This window comes from Pseudomonas sp. UBA6699, from assembly GCF_002454615.1.
In the GTDB taxonomy this organism is placed as follows: domain Bacteria; phylum Pseudomonadota; class Gammaproteobacteria; order Pseudomonadales; family Pseudomonadaceae; genus Aquipseudomonas; species Aquipseudomonas juntendi.
Genome location: NZ_DKJF01000011.1, coordinates 48,158 through 67,576, shown reverse-complemented (window position 1 = coordinate 67,576; position 19,419 = coordinate 48,158). Strand labels below are relative to the sequence as shown.

The following is a 19,419-nucleotide window of genomic DNA, read 5'->3' as shown; positions in this document are numbered from 1 at the left end:
GAGCGATCGGCCTCCCCGGAAGTGCTTCTTCAGCCTGACGAGAATATCTTCTCCCGCCAGGCCAGTCACAACATACAAGCAGCGACCGCAGCTCGCGATGCGCCGCGCGGGCGGCGCTCGGTCTCACAGGCGCTGCAAAGGGTATGGCGAACACTCAACCCCCAGCCAACTCACTCCGCCAATTCGACCAGCACCGTCCCTTCGCTGACCATATCCCCTTCCTGGCAGAACAACGCGTTCACCGTGCCATCATGAGGCGCGCGAATGCTGTGCTCCATTTTCATGGCCTCCAACACCACCAGCGCGGTACCGGCTTCCACCCGCTGCCCCGGCGCCACCAGCACCCGCACGATACTGCCGTTCATGGGGGCGCCCAAGCCGCCCTGGTGACCGTGGCTGGCCTCGGCCTCGGCGATCGGGTCGAAGGCTTCGATGGCATGCATCTCGCCGCCCCACTGCAAGTACAACGTGGCCCCGCGGCGCATCGCCAGGTGCTGGCGACGCACGCCGTCGTGGTCATGCACCAACTGCTCGCCCAGTAACTGCCAGGTGGGCGCCGCACTGTGCTCCAGGCCCACAGCGTGGTCCTGGCCAGCACTGACCAAGTGCAGGCTACTGCGCGCGGGCAGGCCCAGGCGCAGGCCGCTGCGCTCGGCCCATGGCGAACCGGGGTCATCTTCGCGCTGCTGCCCGGCCAGGCCCTGCCGCCAGGCTTCGGCTGCGGCCTCCCAGAAACTGACCGGCAGCGGCTGTGGTGCCGGCAGCAAAGCGGCCTGGTGCCGCGCAATGAAGCCGGTATCCAGTTGCGCCGCGGCGAACGCCGGGTGCGCCAGAATGCGCCGCAGAAACGCGAGGTTGGTCTTCACCCCACCAATGGCGAATTCGTCGAGCATCGCCAGCAAGCGCAGGCGTGCCTGTTCGCGGTTGTCGCCCCAGGCAATCAGCTTGCCCAGCATCGGGTCGTAGAACGGCGACACCGCATCGCCTTCGCTCACGCCACTGTCCACCCGCCGGCCTTCGCCAGATGCCGATTCACGGTACAGCGCCAGCGTGCCGGTCGCCGGCAGAAACTCGTTGGCCGGGTCCTCGGCGTACAGGCGAACTTCAATGGCATGGCCGATCAGCGGCACCTGCTCCTGGGTGATCGGCAGGGCCTCACCGCACGCCACACGAATTTGCCAGGCCACGAGATCCAGGCCGGTAATGGCCTCGGTGACCGGGTGCTCCACCTGTAGGCGGGTATTCATTTCCATGAAGAAGAACGCGCCACGGGCGTCGAGCAGGAATTCCACCGTACCGGCACCGACATAGCCAATCGCTTGCGCCGCCCGTACCGCTGCCTCGCCCATGGCCCGGCGCAGTTCGGCCGACAGGCCGGGGGCGGGAGCTTCTTCGACCACCTTCTGGTGGCGGCGCTGGATCGAGCAATCGCGCTCGTTGAGGTACAGGCAATGGCCGTGCTGGTCGGCGAACACCTGGATTTCCACATGGCGCGGCTTGAGCACGTACTTCTCCACCAGCATGCGCGCATCGCCGAACGACGCCTGCGCCTCACGCTGGGCCGACGCCAGGGCATCGGCCAGCTGGCTTTCCTCCTCGACCACCTTCATGCCCTTGCCCCCACCGCCAGCGCTGGCTTTGAGCAGCACCGGGTAGCCGATGCGCCTGGCCGCGTCGCGGAAGGTGTCGAGGTCCTGGGCTTCGCCGTGGTAACCGGGCACCAGGGGCACCCCGGCGGCCTCCATCAACGCCTTGGCCGCCGACTTGCTGCCCATGGCGTCGATGGCGCTGGCCGGTGGGCCGAGGAAAATCAGCCCCGCCTGCTCGATGGCGCGGGCGAAGCCTGCGTTCTCGGACAGGAAACCGTAGCCTGGGTGAATGGCCTGGGCACCGCTGGCCTTGGCAGCAGCCAGCAGCTTGTCGACCAGCAGGTAGCTGTCGGCGGCCTTGGTGCCGCCCAGGTTCACGCGGATATCTGCCTCGCGGCTATGCCGCGCGTCACGGTCGATGGCGCTATGCACGGCGACGGTGGTCAGGCCCATGGCCTTGGCAGTGCGCATCACCCGGCAGGCGATTTCGCCGCGGTTGGCGACCAGCAGGGTGGTCAAAGCGGGGCGGCTCATGGGCGCGGCTCCTTGGTCTCAGCGGTTTGCCAGGCGGGTGGGCGTTTCTCCAGGAAGGCGCGCAGGCCCTCCTGGCCTTCGGCGCTGACGCGGATACGGGCGATGGTGTTCTCGCAGTAGCGGCGCAGCGCCGGGCTGAGTTCGCCGTCGTCCACTTCACGCAGCAGCTCTTTCGTGGCACGCAGGGCCAGCGGAGCGTTCTCCAGCAAGTTGTTCACCCATAGCGCCACCTGTGCGTCCAGCTCAGTGGCGGGGTACACCTCGGCCAGCAGGCCCAGTTCGCGGGCCCGTATACCGCTGAAGCGCTCGGCAGTCAGGGCATAGCGGCGCGCGGCACGCTCGCCGATGGCCTTGACCACGAACGGGCTGATCACCGCCGGGGCCAGGCCGATGCGCACTTCCGACAGGCACAACTGGGCGTCTTCGGCGCCAATGGCCATGTCACAGCAACTGATCAGGCCCAGTGCCCCGCCAAACGCCGCACCTTGGACCACGGCCAGGGTCGGTACCTTGAGCCGGTGCAGGGCGTACATCAGTTCGCCCAGTTCATGGGCGTCATCCAGGTTGGTGTTGAAATCCAGCTGCGCCGACTGCTGCATCCAGGCCAGGTCGGCACCGGCGCTGAAGTGCCGGCCACGCCCGCGCAACAGTACGAAGCGCAAGCCGGTATCGTCGGCCAGGCGATCGATGGCGACGATCAGCTCGCGGATCATCTGCGCGTTGAACGCGTTGTTCTTGTCCTCGCGGCTAAGCCACAGGGTGGCGAAGCCGCGGGGGTCGCGAATCACTTCGAGGGTGCTGAAATCGCTCATGGGGTCACATCCGGAAAATGCCGAAGCGGCTCGCTTCGATCGGCGCGTTCAGCGCAGCGGACAGTGCCAGGCCCAGGATGTCGCGGGTTTGCGCCGGGTCGATGACGCCGTCGTCCCATAGCCGGGCACTGGAGTAGTAGGGGTGGCCCTGCTGTTCGTACTGGTCGAGAATCGGCTGCTTGAGCCTGGCTTCGTCATCGGCACTGAACGGCTGGCCACTGCGCTCGCTTTGCTCGCGCTTGACCTGGGCCAGCACACCGGCGGCCTGCTCGGCGCCCATCACACCGATCCGCGCGTTCGGCCACATCCACAAAAAGCGTGGGTCGTAGGCACGGCCGCACATGCCATAGTTGCCGGCACCGAAGCTGCCGCCGATGATCACCGTGAATTTCGGCACCTGGGCGCAGGCCACGGCAGTCACCAGCTTGGCGCCATGCTTGGCGATACCGCCTTCCTCGTACTTCTTGCCCACCATGAACCCGGTGATGTTCTGCAGGAACAGCAGCGGGATACCGCGCTGGCAGGCCAGCTCGATGAAGTGCGCGCCTTTTTGCGCCGCTTCGGCGAACAGGATGCCGTTGTTGGCCAGGATCGCCACCGGGTAGCCATGCAGGTGGGCAAAGCCGCAGACCAGGGTGGTACCGAACAACGCCTTGAATTCGTCGAACAGCGAGCCGTCGACCAACCGGGCGATCACTTCGCGCACATCGAACGGCTGCTTGGCATCGGCGGGCACCACGCCATACAGCTCGTCGGCGGCGTACAGCGGTGCCACCGGGGCCAGGCGTTGCAGCTTGCCCAGCTTGTGCCAGTTGAGGTTGGCCACGCAGCGCCGGGCAATGGCCAGGGCGTGTTCGTCGTTGTCGGCGTAATGGTCGGCCACGCCACTGGTACGGCAGTGCACATCGGCCCCGCCCAGGTCCTCGGCACTGACCACTTCGCCCGTGGCGGCTTTTACCAGCGGCGGGCCGGCGAGGAAAATGGTCGCCTGCTGGCGCACCATGATCGCTTCGTCGGCCATCGCCGGCACGTAGGCACCACCGGCAGTGCACGAGCCCATCACCACGGCGATCTGCGGGATGCCCTGGGCGCTCATGTTGGCCTGGTTGAAGAAGATCCGACCGAAGTGCTCGCGGTCAGGGAACACCTCGTCCTGGCGGGGCAGGTTGGCACCGCCCGAGTCCACCAGGTAGATGCACGGCAAGCGGTTTTGCTGGGCGATGGTCTGCGCACGCAGGTGCTTTTTCACCGTCAGCGGGTAGTACGAGCCACCTTTGACCGTAGCGTCGTTGGCCACGACCATGCATTCCACGCCTTCTACGCGGCCGATGCCGGCGATCACCCCGGCAGCCGGCACGTCCTCGCTGTAAACTTCGTGGGCCGCCAACTGGCCGATCTCGAGGAACGGCGAGCCCGGGTCCAGCAGGCGGTCGATGCGCTCGCGTGGCAGCAGTTTGCCGCGGGAGGTGTGCCGTTCCTGAGCCTTGGGCCCGCCGCCCTGGGCGACCTGGGCCAGCAGGCCGCGCAGGGCCTGGACCTGGGCGGCCATGGCGGCATGGCTGTGGGCATAATCCGCCGCCTTGGTATTGAGCTGTGACTTGAGAATCATCATGACCCCTGGCGCAGATCAGCGCGTCTCGTTGAACAGTTCGCGGCCGATCAGCATCCGACGGATTTCGCTGGTGCCGGCACCGATCTCGTAGAGCTTGGCATCGCGCAGCAGGCGGCCAGCCGGGAATTCATTGATATAGCCGTTGCCGCCAAGGATCTGGATGGCTTCCAGGGCCATTTGCGTAGCCCGCTCGGCGGTGTACAGGATGACCCCGGCAGCGTCCTTGCGGGTGGTCTCGCCACGGTCACAGGCCTGGGCCACGGCATACAGGTAGGCGCGGCTGGCATTGAGCTGGGTGTACATGTCGGCGATCTTGCCCTGGATCAGCTGGAACTCGCCGATGCTCTGGCCGAACTGCTTGCGGTCGTGAATGTACGGCACCACCAGGTCCATGCAGCTTTGCATGATGCCGGTCGGCCCGCCCGACAACACCACGCGCTCGTAGTCCAGGCCGCTCATCAACACGCGTACGCCGCCGTTCAGCTGGCCGAGAATATTGTCTTCCGGTACTTCGACGTTGTCGAAGAACAGCTCGCAGGTGTTGGAGCCGCGCATGCCCAGCTTGTCGAACTTGTTGCTGCGGCTGAAGCCTGGCCAGTCGCGCTCGACGATGAACGCGGTAATGCCGTGGGCACCCTTGTCCAGGTCGGTCTTGGCATAGATCACGTAGGTATTGGCGTCGGGGCCGTTGGTGATCCAGGTCTTGCTGCCATTGAGTACGTAGCGGTCGCCGCGCTTTTCTGCGCGCAGCTTCATCGACACCACGTCGGAGCCGGCATTGGGCTCGCTCATGGCCAGCGCGCCGATGTGCTCGCCGCTGATCAGCTTGGGCAGGTACTTGAGTTTCTGTGCGTGGCTGCCGTTGCGGTTGATCTGGTTGACGCACAGGTTGGAGTGGGCACCGTACGACAGTGCCACCGACGCCGAGGCCCGGCTGATTTCCTCCATGGACACTACGTGGGCCAGGTAGCCGAGGCCGGCGCCGCCATATTCTTCCGACACGGTGATGCCCAACAGGCCCATGTCGCCGAACTTGCGCCACATATCGGCAGGGAACAGGTTGTCATGGTCGATTTGCGCGGCACGCGGGGCCAGCTCGGCGGCGACGAAGGTGCGCACCTGGTCACGGAGCATGTCGATGGTTTCGCCCAGGGCGAAGTTCAGGGTGGGGTAATGCATGCAGGGGCACCTTGTTGTTCTTGAAATGGGTTACACCGTAGCTCATGGAGCTGTCGCCGGACCCTGTGGGAGCGGGCGTGCCCGCGAACGCATCAGCAGGGCCGCCGTCATTTCCTGAATGATCGCATTCGCTGGCCCGCCCGCTCCCACAGGGTTCGGCTTCACGCCTGAGGATCGGTGTTGTTCATCACCTTTACGTTAACGTAAACCTGGCTTGGGCCGGGTGTCAATCTGATCGTCACCTTTACGTAAACGTAAATCTGCGCCAGAGTATCTCCGCTTGCTTCAGCCGTGCCCAGAACAACCACAAGAAGGGACACCCATGAGTCAACCAAGCTATACCCGCGGCCGCCAGGACCAACCGTTGCTGACCCAGACCATCGGCCAGGCCTTTGACGCCACCGTGGCGCGTTGCGCCGATGGCGAAGCCCTGGTTTCGCGCCACCAGGGCCTGCGCTACAGCTGGCGGCAACTGGCCGAACAGGTCGACGGGTGTGCCCGCGCCTTGATGGCGCTGGGCCTGAACCGCGGCGACCGGCTGGGCCTTTGGTCACCCAACTGCGCCGAATGGTGCGTGTTGCAACTGGCCAGTGCCAAGGTCGGTGCGATCCTGGTCAACATCAACCCGGCCTACCGGGTGGGTGAGCTGGAATACGTGCTGCGCCAGGCCGGGTGCCGTTGGCTGGTCTGCGCCGATGCTTTCAAAAGCTCCGATTATCACGCCATGGTTCAGGCGCTGGTGCCAGAGCTGGCGAGCGCCCCCGCGGGCGCACTGGCCAGCCAGCGCCTACCCGAGCTGCGCGGGGTCATCAGCCTGGCAGCCAACCCGCCGGCTGGTTTCCTGGCATGGCAAGCCCTGGCCGGGCTGGCCGGGCAAACTTCGAGCGAAGCCTACCTGGCCCGCCAAAGCGGGCTGCAGTTCGACCAACCGGTGAATATCCAGTACACCTCCGGCACTACCGGTGCACCCAAGGGCGCCACGCTGAGCCACTACAACATCCTCAACAACGGCTTCATGGTCGGCGAAAGCCTGGGCCTGGGCGAGCGCGACCGCATGGTGATCCCGGTGCCCCTGTACCACTGCTTTGGCATGGTCATGGCCAACCTGGGTTGCATCACCCACGGCAGCACCATGATCTACCCCAACGATGCCTTCGATGCCGAACTCACCCTGCGTGCCGTGGCCGAGGAGCGTGCCAGCATTCTCTATGGCGTGCCTACCATGTTCATCGCCATGCTCGACCACCCGCTACGCGCCCAGGTGGACCTTTCCAGCCTGCGCAGCGGCATCATGGCAGGGGCGACTTGTCCGATCGAGGTGATGCGCCGGGTGATCGACCAGTTGCACATGGCCGAGGTGCAAATCGCCTATGGCATGACCGAAACCAGCCCGGTTTCGCTGCAAACCGGGCCAGAGGATGAGCTGGAGCTACGCGTTGCCACCGTTGGCCGCACGCAGCCACAGCTGGAAAACAAGCTGGTGGACGCTGACGGCTGCATCGTTCCGCGCGGCGAGATCGGCGAACTATGTACCCGCGGCTACAGCGTGATGCTCGGCTATTGGGACAACCCAGAGGGTACCGCGGCAGCCATCGACCCGGCCGGCTGGATGCACTCGGGTGACCTGGCGGTAATGGACGAACACGGCTACGTGCGGATCGTGGGGCGCAACAAGGACATGATCATTCGCGGTGGCGAGAACATCTACCCGCGCGAGCTGGAAGAATTCTTCTATACCCACCCGGCAGTGGCGGACGCCCAGGTGATCGGTATTCCGTGCAGCCGTTATGGCGAGCAGATCGTCGCATGGGTCAAGTTGCACCCTGGCCACACGGCCACCGCCGAAGAACTGCAATGCTGGTGCAAGGCACGCATAGCCCACTACAAGGTGCCGCGGCATATCCGTTTCGTAGACGAATACCCGATGACGGTAACCGGTAAGGTGCAGAAGTTTCGCATGCGCGAGATCAGCATCGCCGAACTCGGTGCCGATGGCGCGGGTTGACTGACCAGGCTGCCCGGTTTACCCGCACCGGCAGTTGCCCGCCTGCACCGACCTTGCAGGCGGCAAGGTCGGTAACCTGGTCTACCCTTAGGCTTTCACCGGTGGTTCCTGGTTCGGCGGGTCGCCCACCGTCGGCGGTTCGGTTGGCTTGACCGGCAGCTCGTCCGGGTCTTGCTCCGGCACGGGCGGCGGCAAGCTCGGGTCGTCGATGTTCGGATCGGGGGTTTCCGGTGATGTTGGAATGTTCATGGCCTGACCTCGCGTGGGTGGTTTGAAGAGGTACTGCAGGCTTGGACTTCGGCCAGCTGCGATTCGCTCAGTTTTTTTTGAACCCTCACGCCCGCGCCCGGCTCTGAACCCTTACCGCCACCAGCCTGAGGGAGCAAGGTCGATGTCACGAAACGAGCTTTTTGAAAGCGTGCCAATGGCCAACGATCATCCTGACCAGGCCATTAGCCTGGCCCAGGCGCTGCTGGCCCCACGCATCGTGATCGAGGACACCCAGCCGGTGCTCGACGCCGGCACCTTCGCCGCCAAGGCCATCAGCGGTCAACCGGTTGCCGTCAGCAGCAAGGTCTACAGCGATGGACATGACCGCCTGGCCGTGGTGCTCAACTGGCGCCCGGCGCACAGCCAGCGCTGGCACTCGGTGCCGATGCAGTCGGCGGGCAACGACCTGTGGCTGGCCGAGTTCACCCCCACCGAGCTGGGGCCGCACCTGTTCGGCATCCAGGCCTGGATCGACCCGTTCGCCACGTACTGCCACGACCTGGAAAAAAAGTACCACGCCGGCGTCGAGGTCAGGCTGGAGCTGGAAGAGGGGCGGCTGATGCTCGGCCAGGGCATTGCCCTGTGCGATGGCGCCGTGCGCAACGAGCTTGAGGCCGTGCTGCAGCGCCTGGCGGAGGTGGGCAGTGATGACCAGGTGGCGCTGCTGCTGGACCCGCGCACCGCCCGGCTGATGGCCGAGGCCGAGCACCGCAGCTACCTGGCCCGCAGCCGCGAATTCCCGCTCGATGTGGACCGCCCGGCTGCGCAGTTCGCCAGTTGGTACGAACTGTTTCCACGCTCGATAACCGATGACCCGCAGCGCCATGGCACCTTCAACGATGTGCACCAGCGGCTGCCGATGATCCGTGACATGGGCTTCGACGTGCTGTACTTCCCGCCCATTCACCCTATTGGCCTGCAGCACCGCAAGGGGCGCAACAATGCGCTCACGGCCGAGCCGGGTGACCCGGGCAGCCCGTATGCCATCGGCAGTGCAGAGGGTGGCCACGAAGCGATCCACCCGCAGTTGGGCAGCCGCGAAGACTTCCGCCGCCTGGTAGCTGCTGCTGCCGAGCACGGCCTGGAAATTGCCCTCGACTTCGCCATCCAGTGCTCCCAGGACCACCCCTGGCTCAAGCAGCACCCGGGCTGGTTCAGCTGGCGCCCGGACGGCACCATCCGCTATGCCGAGAACCCGCCAAAAAAATACCAGGACATCGTCAACGTCGACTTCTATGCCGCCGACGCAGTACCCAGCCTTTGGTTGGCGCTGCGCGATGTGGTGGTGGGCTGGGTCGAGGAGGGCGTGAAGACGTTCCGCGTCGATAACCCGCACACCAAGCCGCTGCCGTTCTGGCAATGGCTGATCGCCAATGTTCGCAGCCAGTACCCGGAGGTCATCTTCCTCGCTGAGGCGTTCACCAAGCCCGCCATGATGGCGCGCCTGGGCAAGGTCGGCTATGCGCAAAGCTACACCTACTTCACCTGGCGCAACACCAAGCAAGAGCTGCGCGAATTTTTCGAGCAACTCAACCAGCCGCCATGGAGCCAGTGCTACCGCCCCAATTTCTTCGTCAATACCCCCGACATCAACCCGTTCTTCCTGCACACCTCCGGCCGTGCCGGTTTCCTCATTCGTGCAGCATTGGCGACCATGGGTTCAGGGTTGTGGGGCATGTATTCCGGGTTCGAACTGTGCGAAAGCGCCGCGTTGCCAGGCAAGGAGGAATACCTGGACTCGGAGAAATACCAGCTGCGCCCACGCGACTTCAGCCAGCCTGGCAACATCATTGCCGAAATCGCCCAGCTCAATCGCATCCGCCGGCAGAACCCGGCCTTGCAAACCCACCTCGGCGTCGCGTTCTTCAACTGCTGGAACGACAACATCCTGTACTTCGCCAAGCGTACGCCCGAGCGCGACAACTACATCCTCGTGGCAATCAGCCTAGACCCGCACAACGCCCAGGAGGCGCACTTCGAGCTGCCGCTGTGGGAGCTGGGGCTCGATGACAACGCCCAAACCCAGGGTGAAGACCTGATGAATGGCCACCGCTGGTCGTGGTACGGCAAGACCCAGTTCATGCGCATCGAACCTTGGCACCAACCATTCGGCATCTGGCGAATCGAAAAGGCCGGTTAGGGCATAGGTACCGGGCCGCCTCGCGGCCCATCGCCGGTAAATAGGCTGCACGGCAGCCGCAACGCCAGCCAACACGGTCCACAGACATGCAAGGAGTCACCCATGGCCAAGCGTTCCCGCCCGGCAGCCTTCATCGACGACCCGCTGTGGTACAAGGACGCTGTCATCTACCAGTTGCACATCAAGTCGTTCTTCGACTCGAACAACGATGGCATCGGTGATTTCGCCGGCCTGATCAGCAAGCTGGACTACATCGCCGAGCTGGGCGTCAACACCCTGTGGTTGCTGCCGTTCTATCCTTCGCCGCGGCGCGACGACGGCTACGACATCGCCGAGTACAAGGCCGTGCACCCCGACTACGGCAGCATGGCCGATGCCCGGCGCTTCATCGCCGAGGCGCACAAGCGTGGCCTGCGGGTTATCACCGAACTGGTCATCAACCACACCAGCGACCAGCACCCTTGGTTCCAGCGCGCCCGCCACGCCAAACGCGGCAGCAAGGCGCGCGACTTTTACGTATGGTCCGATGACGACCAGAAGTACGATGGCACCCGCATCATTTTCCTCGACACCGAAAAGTCCAACTGGACCTGGGACCCGGTGGCAGGCCAGTATTTCTGGCACCGCTTCTACTCGCACCAGCCAGACCTCAACTTCGACAACCCGCAGGTGCTCAAGGCGGTAATCGGGGTGATGCGCTTCTGGCTCGACCTGGGCGTGGACGGGCTGCGCCTGGACGCCATCCCTTACCTGATCGAACGCGATGGCACCAACAACGAAAACCTCGCTGAAACCCACGGGGTGCTCAGGGCCATTCGCGCCGAGATCGATGCCAACTACCCAGACCGCATGCTGCTTGCCGAAGCCAACCAGTGGCCGGAGGACACCCGCCCGTACTTCGGCGAAGGCGACGGCGACGAATGCCACATGGCCTTTCATTTCCCGCTGATGCCGCGCATGTACATGGCCCTGGCCATGGAGGACCGTTTCCCGATCACCGACATCCTGCGCCAGACCCCGGAGATCCCGGCCAACTGCCAATGGGCGATCTTTCTGCGCAACCACGACGAGCTGACCCTGGAAATGGTCACCGACCGCGAGCGCGACTACCTGTGGAACTACTACGCAGAAGACCGCCGCGCGCGCATCAACCTGGGCATCCGTCGGCGCCTGGCGCCCTTGCTGCAGCGTGACCGCCGGCGCATCGAACTGCTCACCAGCCTGCTGCTGTCGATGCCCGGCACGCCCACGCTGTACTACGGTGACGAGCTGGGCATGGGCGACAACATCTACCTGGGCGACCGCGATGGCGTGCGCACGCCCATGCAATGGTCGCCGGACCGCAATGGCGGTTTTTCCCGCGCCGACCCACAGCGCCTGGTGCTGCCCCCGGTGATGGACCCGTTGTACGGCTACCAGACGGTCAACGTCGAGGCACAAAGCCACGACCCGCACTCGCTGCTCAACTGGACCCGGCGCATGCTGGCGGTGCGCAAGCAGCAGAAGGCTTTCGGCCGTGGCACGCTGCGCACGCTGAGCCCCAGCAACCGGCGCATCCTGGCCTACATTCGCGAATACACCGATGCCGATGGCAACACCGAGGTCATCCTGTGCGTAGCCAACGTTTCCCGCGCCGCCCAGGCGGCAGAACTGGAATTGTCACAGTACGCCGACAAAGTACCGGTGGAGATGCTCGGCGGCAGTGCGTTCCCGCCGATCGGTCAGCTGCCGTTCCTGCTGACTTTGCCACCTTATGGCTTTTACTGGTTCCTGCTGGCTTCGCACGATCGTATGCCCAGCTGGCACGCCCAGCCCACCGAGGGGTTACCCGAATTGATTACCCTGGTATTGCGCAAACGCATGGAAGAACTGCTGGCGGCGCCTGCCAGCGACACCCTGCAAACCAACATCCTGCCCCAGTACCTGCCGAAACGGCGCTGGTTCGCGGGCAAGGAAGGGCCCATAGACCAGGTACGGCTGTGTTATGGCGTGCGTTTCGGCACCGTCACTACGCCGGTATTACTCAGCGAGCTCGAAGTGCTCAGTGACGGCGTGGCCACCCGTTATCAATTGCCGTTCGGGCTGCTGCCCGAGGAGCAGATCAACAGTGCGCTGCCACAGCAACTGGCGTTGTCCCGGGTGCGACGGGCCCATCAGGTGGGTCTGATTACCGATGCGTTCGTGCTTGAGCCGTTCATCCGCGCCGTATTGCGTGCGTGCCAGGAAAGCACGCGGCTGGCGTGCGGCGACGCTGACGGCGAGCTGCGTTTCGACAGCACCGAGCAACTGGCCGGCCTGGGGCTGAATGAAGAAAGCGAGGTGCGCTACCTCAGCGCCGAACAGTCCAACAGCTCGGTGGTCATCGGCGACCGCGTGGTGCTCAAGTTGATCCGCCGGGTCAACCCGGGCATTCACCCGGAGCTTGAAATGAGCGCCTACCTGACCGCTGCCGGCTTTGCCAATATTTCACCACTGCTGGCCTGGGTCAGCCGCGTGGATGCGCAGGCAGCCCCGCACCTGCTGATGATCGCTCAAGGCTACCTGAGCAACCAGGGCGATGCCTGGGCCTGGACCCAGAACACGCTTGAGCGCGCTATCCGTGACCAGATGGAGCCCACCCATTCGGATACCGAGGCACATACCGACGCCCTCGCCGAACTCACAGCCTTTGCCGCCTTGTTCGGCCAGCGCCTGGGCGAGATGCACGTGTTGCTGGCAGCACCCACCGATGACCCGGCCTTCCAGCCGCGGCCCAGCGATGCCCAGGACCGCGAACGCTGGGTGACCCAGATCAGTGCCGAGTTGACCCATGCCCTCGACCTGCTGGCGCAGCACCGCGACCACCTGGACCGCGACAGCCAGGCGCTGGTCGACGACCTGCAGCAACAGCGTGACGGCCTGGTCGAGCACGTTCGCCAGCTGGCCGGGCAGGCCGAGGGCGGCTTGCTGATGCGCGTGCACGGTGACTTGCACCTGGGCCAGGTGCTGGTGGTGCAGGGTGATGCCTACCTGATCGATTTCGAGGGTGAGCCGGCCCGGCCCCTGGAAGAACGCAGGGCCAAACACAGCCCCTACAAAGATGTCAGCGGCGTATTGCGGTCGTTCGACTATGCTGCTGCGATGATCTTGCGCAGCGCGTCTACGGTGGACCTTTCCGAGGCGGCACGGCAAGCCCGGCAACGGGTGGCCCGGCAGTACCTGCACCAGTCGCGGCATGCCTTTATCGAGGCGTACGGCCTGGCCACCGCTGCCATGCCCCACGCCTGGCAGCAGGCGGAAGGCGAGCGCGCTGCATTGGAGCTTTTCTGCCTGGAAAAGGCCGCCTACGAAATTACTTATGAAGCCGAGAACCGGCCGAGTTGGCTGGCCGTGCCTTTGCATGGCCTGCATGGACTGATCAGTACCTGGGGAGAGTCAGAATGAACGTAACAACGCGTGAAAACGGCGGCCTTCGGCAACGGGACCTCGATGCCCTGGCCCGCGCCGAACACGCCGATCCATTTGCGGTACTCGGCCCCCATGACGACGGCGCAGGCGGGCAGGTGGTCAACGCCTTCCTCCCCGGCGCCCTGAATGTGCGCATTCTTGCCCGCGAAGACGGGCGCCTCCTCACCGAAATGGCGCAGGGCAGCCTGCCAGGCTTGTTCACCGCGCACCTCGATACAGCACAGCCTTACCTGCTGCAGATCGGCTGGGCCGGTGGCGAGCAGGTGACCGAGGACCCGTATAGCTTCGGTCCGCAACTGGGCGACATGGACCTGCACCTGTTTGCCGAGGGCAACCACCGCGACCTGTCCGGGCGTTTCGGCGCGCAGCCGCTGCAGGTCGAGGGCGTCGACGGGGTGTGCTTTTCGGTGTGGGCCCCCAACGCCCGGCGGGTATCGGTGGTGGGCGACTTCAACAATAGGGATGGGCGTCGCCACCTGATGCGCCTGCGCCATGGTGCCGGGGTGTGGGAGCTGTTCATCCCCCGGCTGGGCGTGGGTGAAACCTACAAGTTCGAAGTGCTCGGCAAGGATGGCATCCTGCCGTTGAAGGCCGACCCCCTGGCCCGCGCCACCGAATTGCCGCCGAGCACGGCGTCCAAGGTAGCGGGTGAGCTGGGCCATGCCTGGCAAGACCACGACTGGATGGCGCAACGGGCGCAGCGCCATGCGTACAACGCGCCATTGTCGATCTATGAGCTGCACCCCGGCTCCTGGCGCTGCGAAATGGACGAGGCCGGCGAAGTCGGGCGCTACTACAACTGGCGGGAACTGGCCGAGCGCCTGGTGCCGTATGTGCAGGCGCTGGGCTTCACCCATATTGAACTGCTGCCGATCATGGAACACCCGTTCGGCGGTTCCTGGGGCTACCAGCCACTGTCGATGTTCGCCCCCACCTCGCGCTACGGCAGTGCCGAGGACTTCGCCGCCTTCATCGATGCCTGCCACCAGGGCGGCATCGGGGTATTGCTCGACTGGGTACCGGCGCACTTCCCCACAGACGAACATGGCCTGGCGCGCTTCGACGGTACGGCCCTGTACGAGTACGACAACCCGCTGGAAGGCTACCACCAGGACTGGAACACGCTGATCTACAACCTGGGCCGCAATGAGGTGCGCGGGTTCATGATGGCCTCTGCGCTGCATTGGTTGAAGCATTTCCACATCGACGGGCTGCGCGTCGATGCGGTGGCCTCGATGCTGTACCGAGACTATTCGCGCAAGGCCGGCGAGTGGGTGCCCAACCGCCACGGCGGGCGCGAAAACCTCGAGGCCATCGACTTCATTCGCCACCTCAACGGTGTGGCGGCCCATGAGGTGCCGGGGGCGTTGATCATCGCCGAGGAGTCCACCGCCTGGCCCGGGGTCAGCCAGCCGATCGAGCAGGGCGGGCTGGGCTTTGCCTACAAATGGAACATGGGCTGGATGCACGACACCCTGCACTATATCCAGAACGACCCGGTCCACCGTGCCCACCACCACAACGAGATGAGCTTTGGCCTGGTGTATGCCTACTCCGAGCATTTCATCCTGCCCATTTCCCACGACGAAGTGGTACACGGCAAGCACTCGCTGATCGACAAGATGCCCGGCGACCGCTGGCAGAAGTTCGCCAACCTGCGCGCTTACCTGGCCTTCATGTGGGCCCACCCCGGCAAGAAGCTGCTGTTCATGGGCTGCGAATTTGGCCAGTGGCGGGAGTGGAACCACGATAGCCAGCTGGACTGGTACCTGCTGCAGTACCCTGAGCACCAAGGCGTGCAGCGCCTGGTGAGTGACCTCAACCGGCTGTACCGCGAAGTCCCGGCGTTGCATGAGCAGGACTGCCAGCCACAGGGCTTCCAATGGCTGATCGGTGACGATGCACAGAACAGCGTGTTTGCCTGGCTGCGCTGGAGCAGCAGTGGCGAACCCGTGCTGGTGGTCGCCAACTTCACCCCGGTTCCGCGTGAGGGTTACCGCATCGGCGTGCCGTTCGGCGAGCGCTGGCAGGAGCTGTTGAACAGCGATGCCGAGATGTACGCCGGCTCCAATGTCGGCAACCTTGGGCTGGTGCACAGCGAAGACATCGCCAGCCACGGCCAGCCGCAGTCGCTGGCCCTGAACCTGCCCCCGCTGGGTGTGCTGGTGATGAAGCCCGCCTGATGCACCTGCTGTGCTGGCCCTGCCGCTGGTTTGCCGGCGCCAGGGCCAGCGCAGGCTACCACCGCATGCGCACTCCAAGGCTGCCAATCAGCCCATTGAGGTCATTGCCATCCACATCGCTGCTGTAGTCGGCACTGACGAACATGGCCACCGAGGGCGTTACCCGCGCCACCAGCCCCAGGCCCAGTTCCACCGTTGTCGAAAAGCGCGAACTGGAGATCTTGTCGACCTGTTCCAGCTTCACTTCGTCAGGGTTGCTGAAGTCATACCACACGTTGGTCCGCACATAAGGCTCCAGGGGCATGCCGCGCATTTCATAGCGCCCGGACAATGTGGCGCCGACGCGGCCGCTCCAGCTGGGCTGGCTGTCGAAGGCCTGCCGGGTTGCGTGCTGCCCTTGGCTGCCGGGGAAGAACTGCTGGTTCATCAACTGCGCCTGGGATTCGATCACCCAACTGCCAGCCAGGGGGATCGGATAGCCGCCCTCCACCGAGAAAGTCATCGCGTGGCCACTGTCGCCCGGCCGTTGGCCGGTGTCACCCCGGCCATCCACCTCGATGCGCGAACCCACGGCCACGGCATTCAGGTGCCAGCCCTGTGCGTGGGCCATGCTCCAGTACATGCCCTGGCTTTCCCCGGTCAGTTGCGCGGCATTGCGCGGCTTGTCGCCCAATAGCGGGCGCATGCCATTGAAGCTGCTTTGCAGGTTGTTGTGGCCGACCACCCTCCCGGCGCGTTGCACATCGCCTGCTGGCGTTGCACGCACGAACAGCTCGGGGCCGGTCATCAGCTGCTGGTCGGGCGCTGCGAGCAGTTCGGGCGCTTGCGTGCCGTTGCGGGGTAGGGGCGGATAAAGCTGTGACCACTCATACGCGAACGTTTCCACCGGGGTTGCCAGAAGCAGCGACGTGGAAACCGCGTAGAAAAGACGGTCGATGCGCACGGGGCTCGAAGTGGTTTTCATGGCGGGTCTCCTTTGCTCTTGTGAAGTACAGCTTGAGGACCTGGTCTGTTGTCACAGGCTGTACGGCAAAACAGAGGGCGACCCAAACCAGCACGCCCGCTTCGGCACACGCGCCCAAAGGCGCGCGCTAGAGGCTCGGCGCGAGATTCTTACTGCTCGGTAATCTTCAGCTAAGGAGAGGGGAGGGCTTGCGTCAAGAAAATGTGAAAGGCCCGTTCACCTTTTGTGGGGGTGACCAAGGCGCTGATTCAAAAGAAAAACCGTGCTGCTATAGCGGCGTTTGCTATTTCCCGCACGGGCGCTATGAAGAATGATTGCTAGCGCCACGCTTCGACAGTGGCGGCGTTCGATCTCACAGGCACTGAAGAGGCCGCGGCGGGCACCTGCCCACCGCGCCTGCCCGGTTCACTCGTCTTCGCGTTGCAACACCATCAACACCATAGAGCGCCCCTTCACCTCGAAGGTGCTGTCGAACTGCAGGTGCTGGCCCTTGCGCAGTTCGGGCCGGTCAGTGTCGATCAGGCAGTTCCAGTGGTCGCCATCCGGTACTGTCGGCAGCTTGAACGGCACCACATCATGGTGCGAGTTGACGATCAGCAGCACGGTTGCCTCGGCGCCGGGCCGGGCAATACCGCTGACCTGCGCGCGGCCATCGATCAGCATGCCCAGGCAGCGGCCGTGCGGGTCTTCCCACTGCTCCACGGTCATCTCGCCGCCATCCGGCGCCAGCCAGGTCACGTCCTTGACCCCGATCGCTTCATTGTAATCGCCGACCAGGAACCGCGAGCGGCGCAGTACCGGGTAGGTGAGGCGCAGGCGAGTCAGGCGCTTGACGAAGGCCAGCAGCTCTTTGCCTTCCTCGTCGAGGTCCCAGTTGATCCAGCCGATCTCACTGTCCTGGCAGTAGGCGTTGTTGTTGCCGTGCTGGGTGCGGCTGAACTCGTCGCCCGCCACGATCATCGGCGTGCCCTGGGCCAGCAGCAAAGTGGCGAAGAAATTGCGCATCTGGCGCATGCGCAGGGCGTTCACGGCCGGGTCTTCGGTCGGCCCTTCGGCGCCGCAGTTCCACGACAGGTTGTTGTCGGTACCGTCCTGGTTGTTTTCGTCGTTGTCTTCGTTGTGCTTGTGGTTGTACGACACCAGGTCGCGCAAGGTAAAACCGTCGTGCGCGGTGATGAAGTTGACCGAGGAGTACGGCCGGCGGCCGCGGTTGTTGAACATGTCGCCCGAGGCCGTCATGCGCGCGGCAAAGTCGGCCAGCTGGCCTTCATCGCCTTTCCAGAAGGCGCGCACGGTGTCACGGAAGCGGTCGTTCCATTCGGCCCAGCCGGGGGCGAAGTTGCCCACCTGGTAGCCGCCCGGCCCGCAGTCCCACGGCTCGGCAATCAGTTTGACCTGGCTCAGCATCGGGTCCTGGCGGCAGGCCACGAGGAAGCCGTGGCGCTCGCTATAGCCGTCATGGTACCGGCCAAGGATGGTCGCCAGGTCGAAGCGGAAGCCGTCCACGTGCATTTCGCCAGCCCAGTAGCGCAGCGAATCGGTGACCAGTTGCAGCACGCAGGGGTGGCTCAGGTCGAGGGTGTTGCCGGTGCCGGAGTCGTTGATGTAGTAGCGCTTGTCATCGGGCATCAGGCGGTAGTACGAGGCGTTGTCGATACCGCGCATCGACAGGGTCGGGCCGCGTTCGTTGCCCTCGGCGGTGTGGTTGTAGACCACATCGAGAATCACCTCCAGCCCGGCGTCGTGCAGGTGCGCGACCATCTCCTTGAACTCGGCGATCTTGCCGCTGGCCAGGTAGCGCGGGTGGGGCGCGAAAAAGGCGATGCTGTTGTAGCCCCAGTAGTTGTTCAGGCCCTTGTCCAGCAGGTGCTGGTCGTTGACGAACGCGTGAATCGGCAACAACTCGATACTGGAAACACCCAGGTCCTTGATGTGCTTGAGCAATTCGTCATTGGCCAAGCCGGCGAAGGTACCGCGCAGCTCCTCCGGCACGGCGGGGTGGCGCATGCTGATGCCGCGGGTGTGCGCCTCGTAGAGGATGGTGCGCTCCCAAGGTACTTGTACGCGCTCGTCACGGCCCCAGGTGAAGGCCGGGTCGATCACCTTGCACTTGGGCACGAAGGGGGCGCTGTCACGTTCATCGAACGACAGGTCGTCGTCGGGGTGGCCGATGGTGTAGCCAAACAGTGCCTCGGACCACTTGAGTTCGCCGACCAGCTGCTTGGCATAAGGGTCTATCAGCAGTTTGTTGGGGTTGAAGCGGTGACCGTTTTGCGGCTCGTACGGGCCATAGACGCGGTAGCCATACACCAGGCCAGGGTGCGCATCGGGCAGGTAGCCATGGTAGATCTCGTCCGTGTATTCGGGCAGCTCGATGCGTTCGAGCTCATGCTCGCCGGTGGCGTCGAACAGGCACAGCTCGACCTTGGTGGCATTGGCCGAAAACAGGGCGAAGTTGACGCCCAGCCCATCCCAGGTGGCGCCGAGGGGAAAGGGTTGGCCTTCGCGGATGCGGGTTGGGGCAACCGAGCGGGTTTTCTTTGGGGTACGGGGGCTCATGGCAATCCTCAAATGGCCGTGGTGGAAGGTATGGAAGTGATGCAGTGCTGCCCAGGTGCCCTATCGGTGGCGCCCGGTCCCCTGAAGCAACCACGACCGCCAGCCGTGTGGCGATCATGGGGGAG

At 64.5% G+C, this 19,419-nt stretch carries 11 protein-coding genes; 4 read left to right on the top strand and 7 right to left on the bottom strand.

Going from position 1 to position 19,419, the window contains the following annotated elements:
• Positions 1 to 170 precede the first annotated feature (170 nt).
• Genes B3361_RS02175 through B3361_RS02160 form a run of 4 tightly spaced genes read right to left on the bottom strand, consistent with a single transcriptional unit; the run spans position 171 to position 5,726 of the window.
• Complete coding sequence (locus B3361_RS02175) at positions 171 to 2,123, bottom strand: acetyl/propionyl/methylcrotonyl-CoA carboxylase subunit alpha (RefSeq protein WP_054904826.1); 1,953 nt, start codon at positions 2,121 to 2,123, stop codon at positions 171 to 173.
• Positions 2,120 to 2,935, bottom strand: coding sequence for a gamma-carboxygeranoyl-CoA hydratase (locus tag B3361_RS02170; RefSeq protein WP_054904825.1), 816 nt, complete (start codon positions 2,933 to 2,935; stop codon positions 2,120 to 2,122). The genes B3361_RS02175 and B3361_RS02170 overlap by 4 nt, the downstream gene beginning before the upstream one ends.
• 4 nt (positions 2,936 to 2,939) lie before the next feature.
• A complete protein-coding gene (locus B3361_RS02165; RefSeq protein WP_154211267.1) occupies positions 2,940 to 4,547 on the bottom strand; it encodes a carboxyl transferase domain-containing protein in 1,608 nt (535 codons plus the stop codon).
• 15 nt (positions 4,548 to 4,562) lie between these two features.
• Positions 4,563 to 5,726, bottom strand: coding sequence for an isovaleryl-CoA dehydrogenase (locus tag B3361_RS02160; RefSeq protein WP_054904823.1), 1,164 nt, complete (start codon positions 5,724 to 5,726; stop codon positions 4,563 to 4,565).
• Positions 5,727 to 6,048: 322 nt separating this feature from the next.
• On the opposite strand from B3361_RS02160, the gene B3361_RS02155 reads away from it, so the two are divergent.
• Positions 6,049 to 7,731, top strand: coding sequence for an AMP-binding protein (locus B3361_RS02155; RefSeq protein ID WP_054904822.1), 1,683 nt, complete (start codon positions 6,049 to 6,051; stop codon positions 7,729 to 7,731).
• Positions 7,732 to 7,818: 87 nt separating this feature from the next.
• On the opposite strand, the gene B3361_RS02150 is transcribed toward B3361_RS02155, so the two are convergent.
• On the bottom strand, positions 7,819 to 7,980 hold the full coding sequence (locus tag B3361_RS02150) for a hypothetical protein (RefSeq protein WP_166524946.1): 162 nt from the start codon (positions 7,978 to 7,980) through the stop codon (positions 7,819 to 7,821).
• A 142-nt stretch (positions 7,981 to 8,122) separates the two neighbouring features.
• On the opposite strand from B3361_RS02150, the gene B3361_RS02145 reads away from it, so the two are divergent.
• From B3361_RS02145 to glgB, 3 genes are all read left to right on the top strand, one after another.
• Positions 8,123 to 10,141, top strand: coding sequence for an alpha-1,4-glucan--maltose-1-phosphate maltosyltransferase (locus tag B3361_RS02145; RefSeq protein ID WP_054904821.1), 2,019 nt, complete (start codon positions 8,123 to 8,125; stop codon positions 10,139 to 10,141).
• A gap of 102 nt (positions 10,142 to 10,243) precedes the next feature.
• Positions 10,244 to 13,564: a maltose alpha-D-glucosyltransferase gene (treS, locus tag B3361_RS02140; protein ID WP_054904820.1), complete on the top strand. Its 3,321-nt coding sequence runs from the start codon at positions 10,244 to 10,246 to the stop codon at positions 13,562 to 13,564.
• Complete coding sequence (gene glgB / locus B3361_RS02135; protein ID WP_286920055.1) at positions 13,561 to 15,771, top strand: 1,4-alpha-glucan branching protein GlgB; 2,211 nt, start codon at positions 13,561 to 13,563, stop codon at positions 15,769 to 15,771. Before treS ends, glgB begins: the two co-directional genes overlap by 4 nt.
• 55 nt (positions 15,772 to 15,826) lie before the next feature.
• Here glgB and B3361_RS02130 read toward each other — a convergent pair whose 3' ends face one another.
• A complete protein-coding gene (locus tag B3361_RS02130) occupies positions 15,827 to 16,735 on the bottom strand; it encodes an autotransporter domain-containing protein (protein ID WP_154211268.1) in 909 nt (302 codons plus the stop codon).
• Positions 16,736 to 17,140: 405 nt separating this feature from the next.
• Positions 17,141 to 19,294, bottom strand: coding sequence for a glycogen debranching protein GlgX (gene glgX / locus B3361_RS02125; protein ID WP_054904818.1), 2,154 nt, complete (start codon positions 19,292 to 19,294; stop codon positions 17,141 to 17,143).
• Between the last annotated feature and the right edge of the window lie 125 nt (positions 19,295 to 19,419).

Bases quoted from the DNA above. Each gene is read 5' to 3' on its own strand.
- treS (WP_054904820.1), top strand. From the start codon at position 10,244: ATGGCCAAGCGTTCCCGCCCGGCAGCCTTCATCGACGACCCGCTGTGG.
- B3361_RS02165 (WP_154211267.1), bottom strand. From the start codon at position 4,547: ATGATGATTCTCAAGTCACAGCTCAATACCAAGGCGGCGGATTATGCC.
- B3361_RS02145 (WP_054904821.1), top strand. From the start codon at position 8,123: ATGTCACGAAACGAGCTTTTTGAAAGCGTGCCAATGGCCAACGATCAT.
- B3361_RS02150 (WP_166524946.1), bottom strand. From the start codon at position 7,980: ATGAACATTCCAACATCACCGGAAACCCCCGATCCGAACATCGACGAC.
- glgB (WP_286920055.1), top strand. From the start codon at position 13,561: ATGAACGTAACAACGCGTGAAAACGGCGGCCTTCGGCAACGGGACCTC.
- B3361_RS02155 (WP_054904822.1), top strand. From the start codon at position 6,049: ATGAGTCAACCAAGCTATACCCGCGGCCGCCAGGACCAACCGTTGCTG.
- B3361_RS02160 (WP_054904823.1), bottom strand. From the start codon at position 5,726: ATGCATTACCCCACCCTGAACTTCGCCCTGGGCGAAACCATCGACATG.
- glgX (WP_054904818.1), bottom strand. From the start codon at position 19,294: ATGAGCCCCCGTACCCCAAAGAAAACCCGCTCGGTTGCCCCAACCCGC.
- B3361_RS02175 (WP_054904826.1), bottom strand. From the start codon at position 2,123: ATGAGCCGCCCCGCTTTGACCACCCTGCTGGTCGCCAACCGCGGCGAA.
- B3361_RS02170 (WP_054904825.1), bottom strand. From the start codon at position 2,935: ATGAGCGATTTCAGCACCCTCGAAGTGATTCGCGACCCCCGCGGCTTC.
- B3361_RS02130 (WP_154211268.1), bottom strand. From the start codon at position 16,735: ATGAAAACCACTTCGAGCCCCGTGCGCATCGACCGTCTTTTCTACGCG.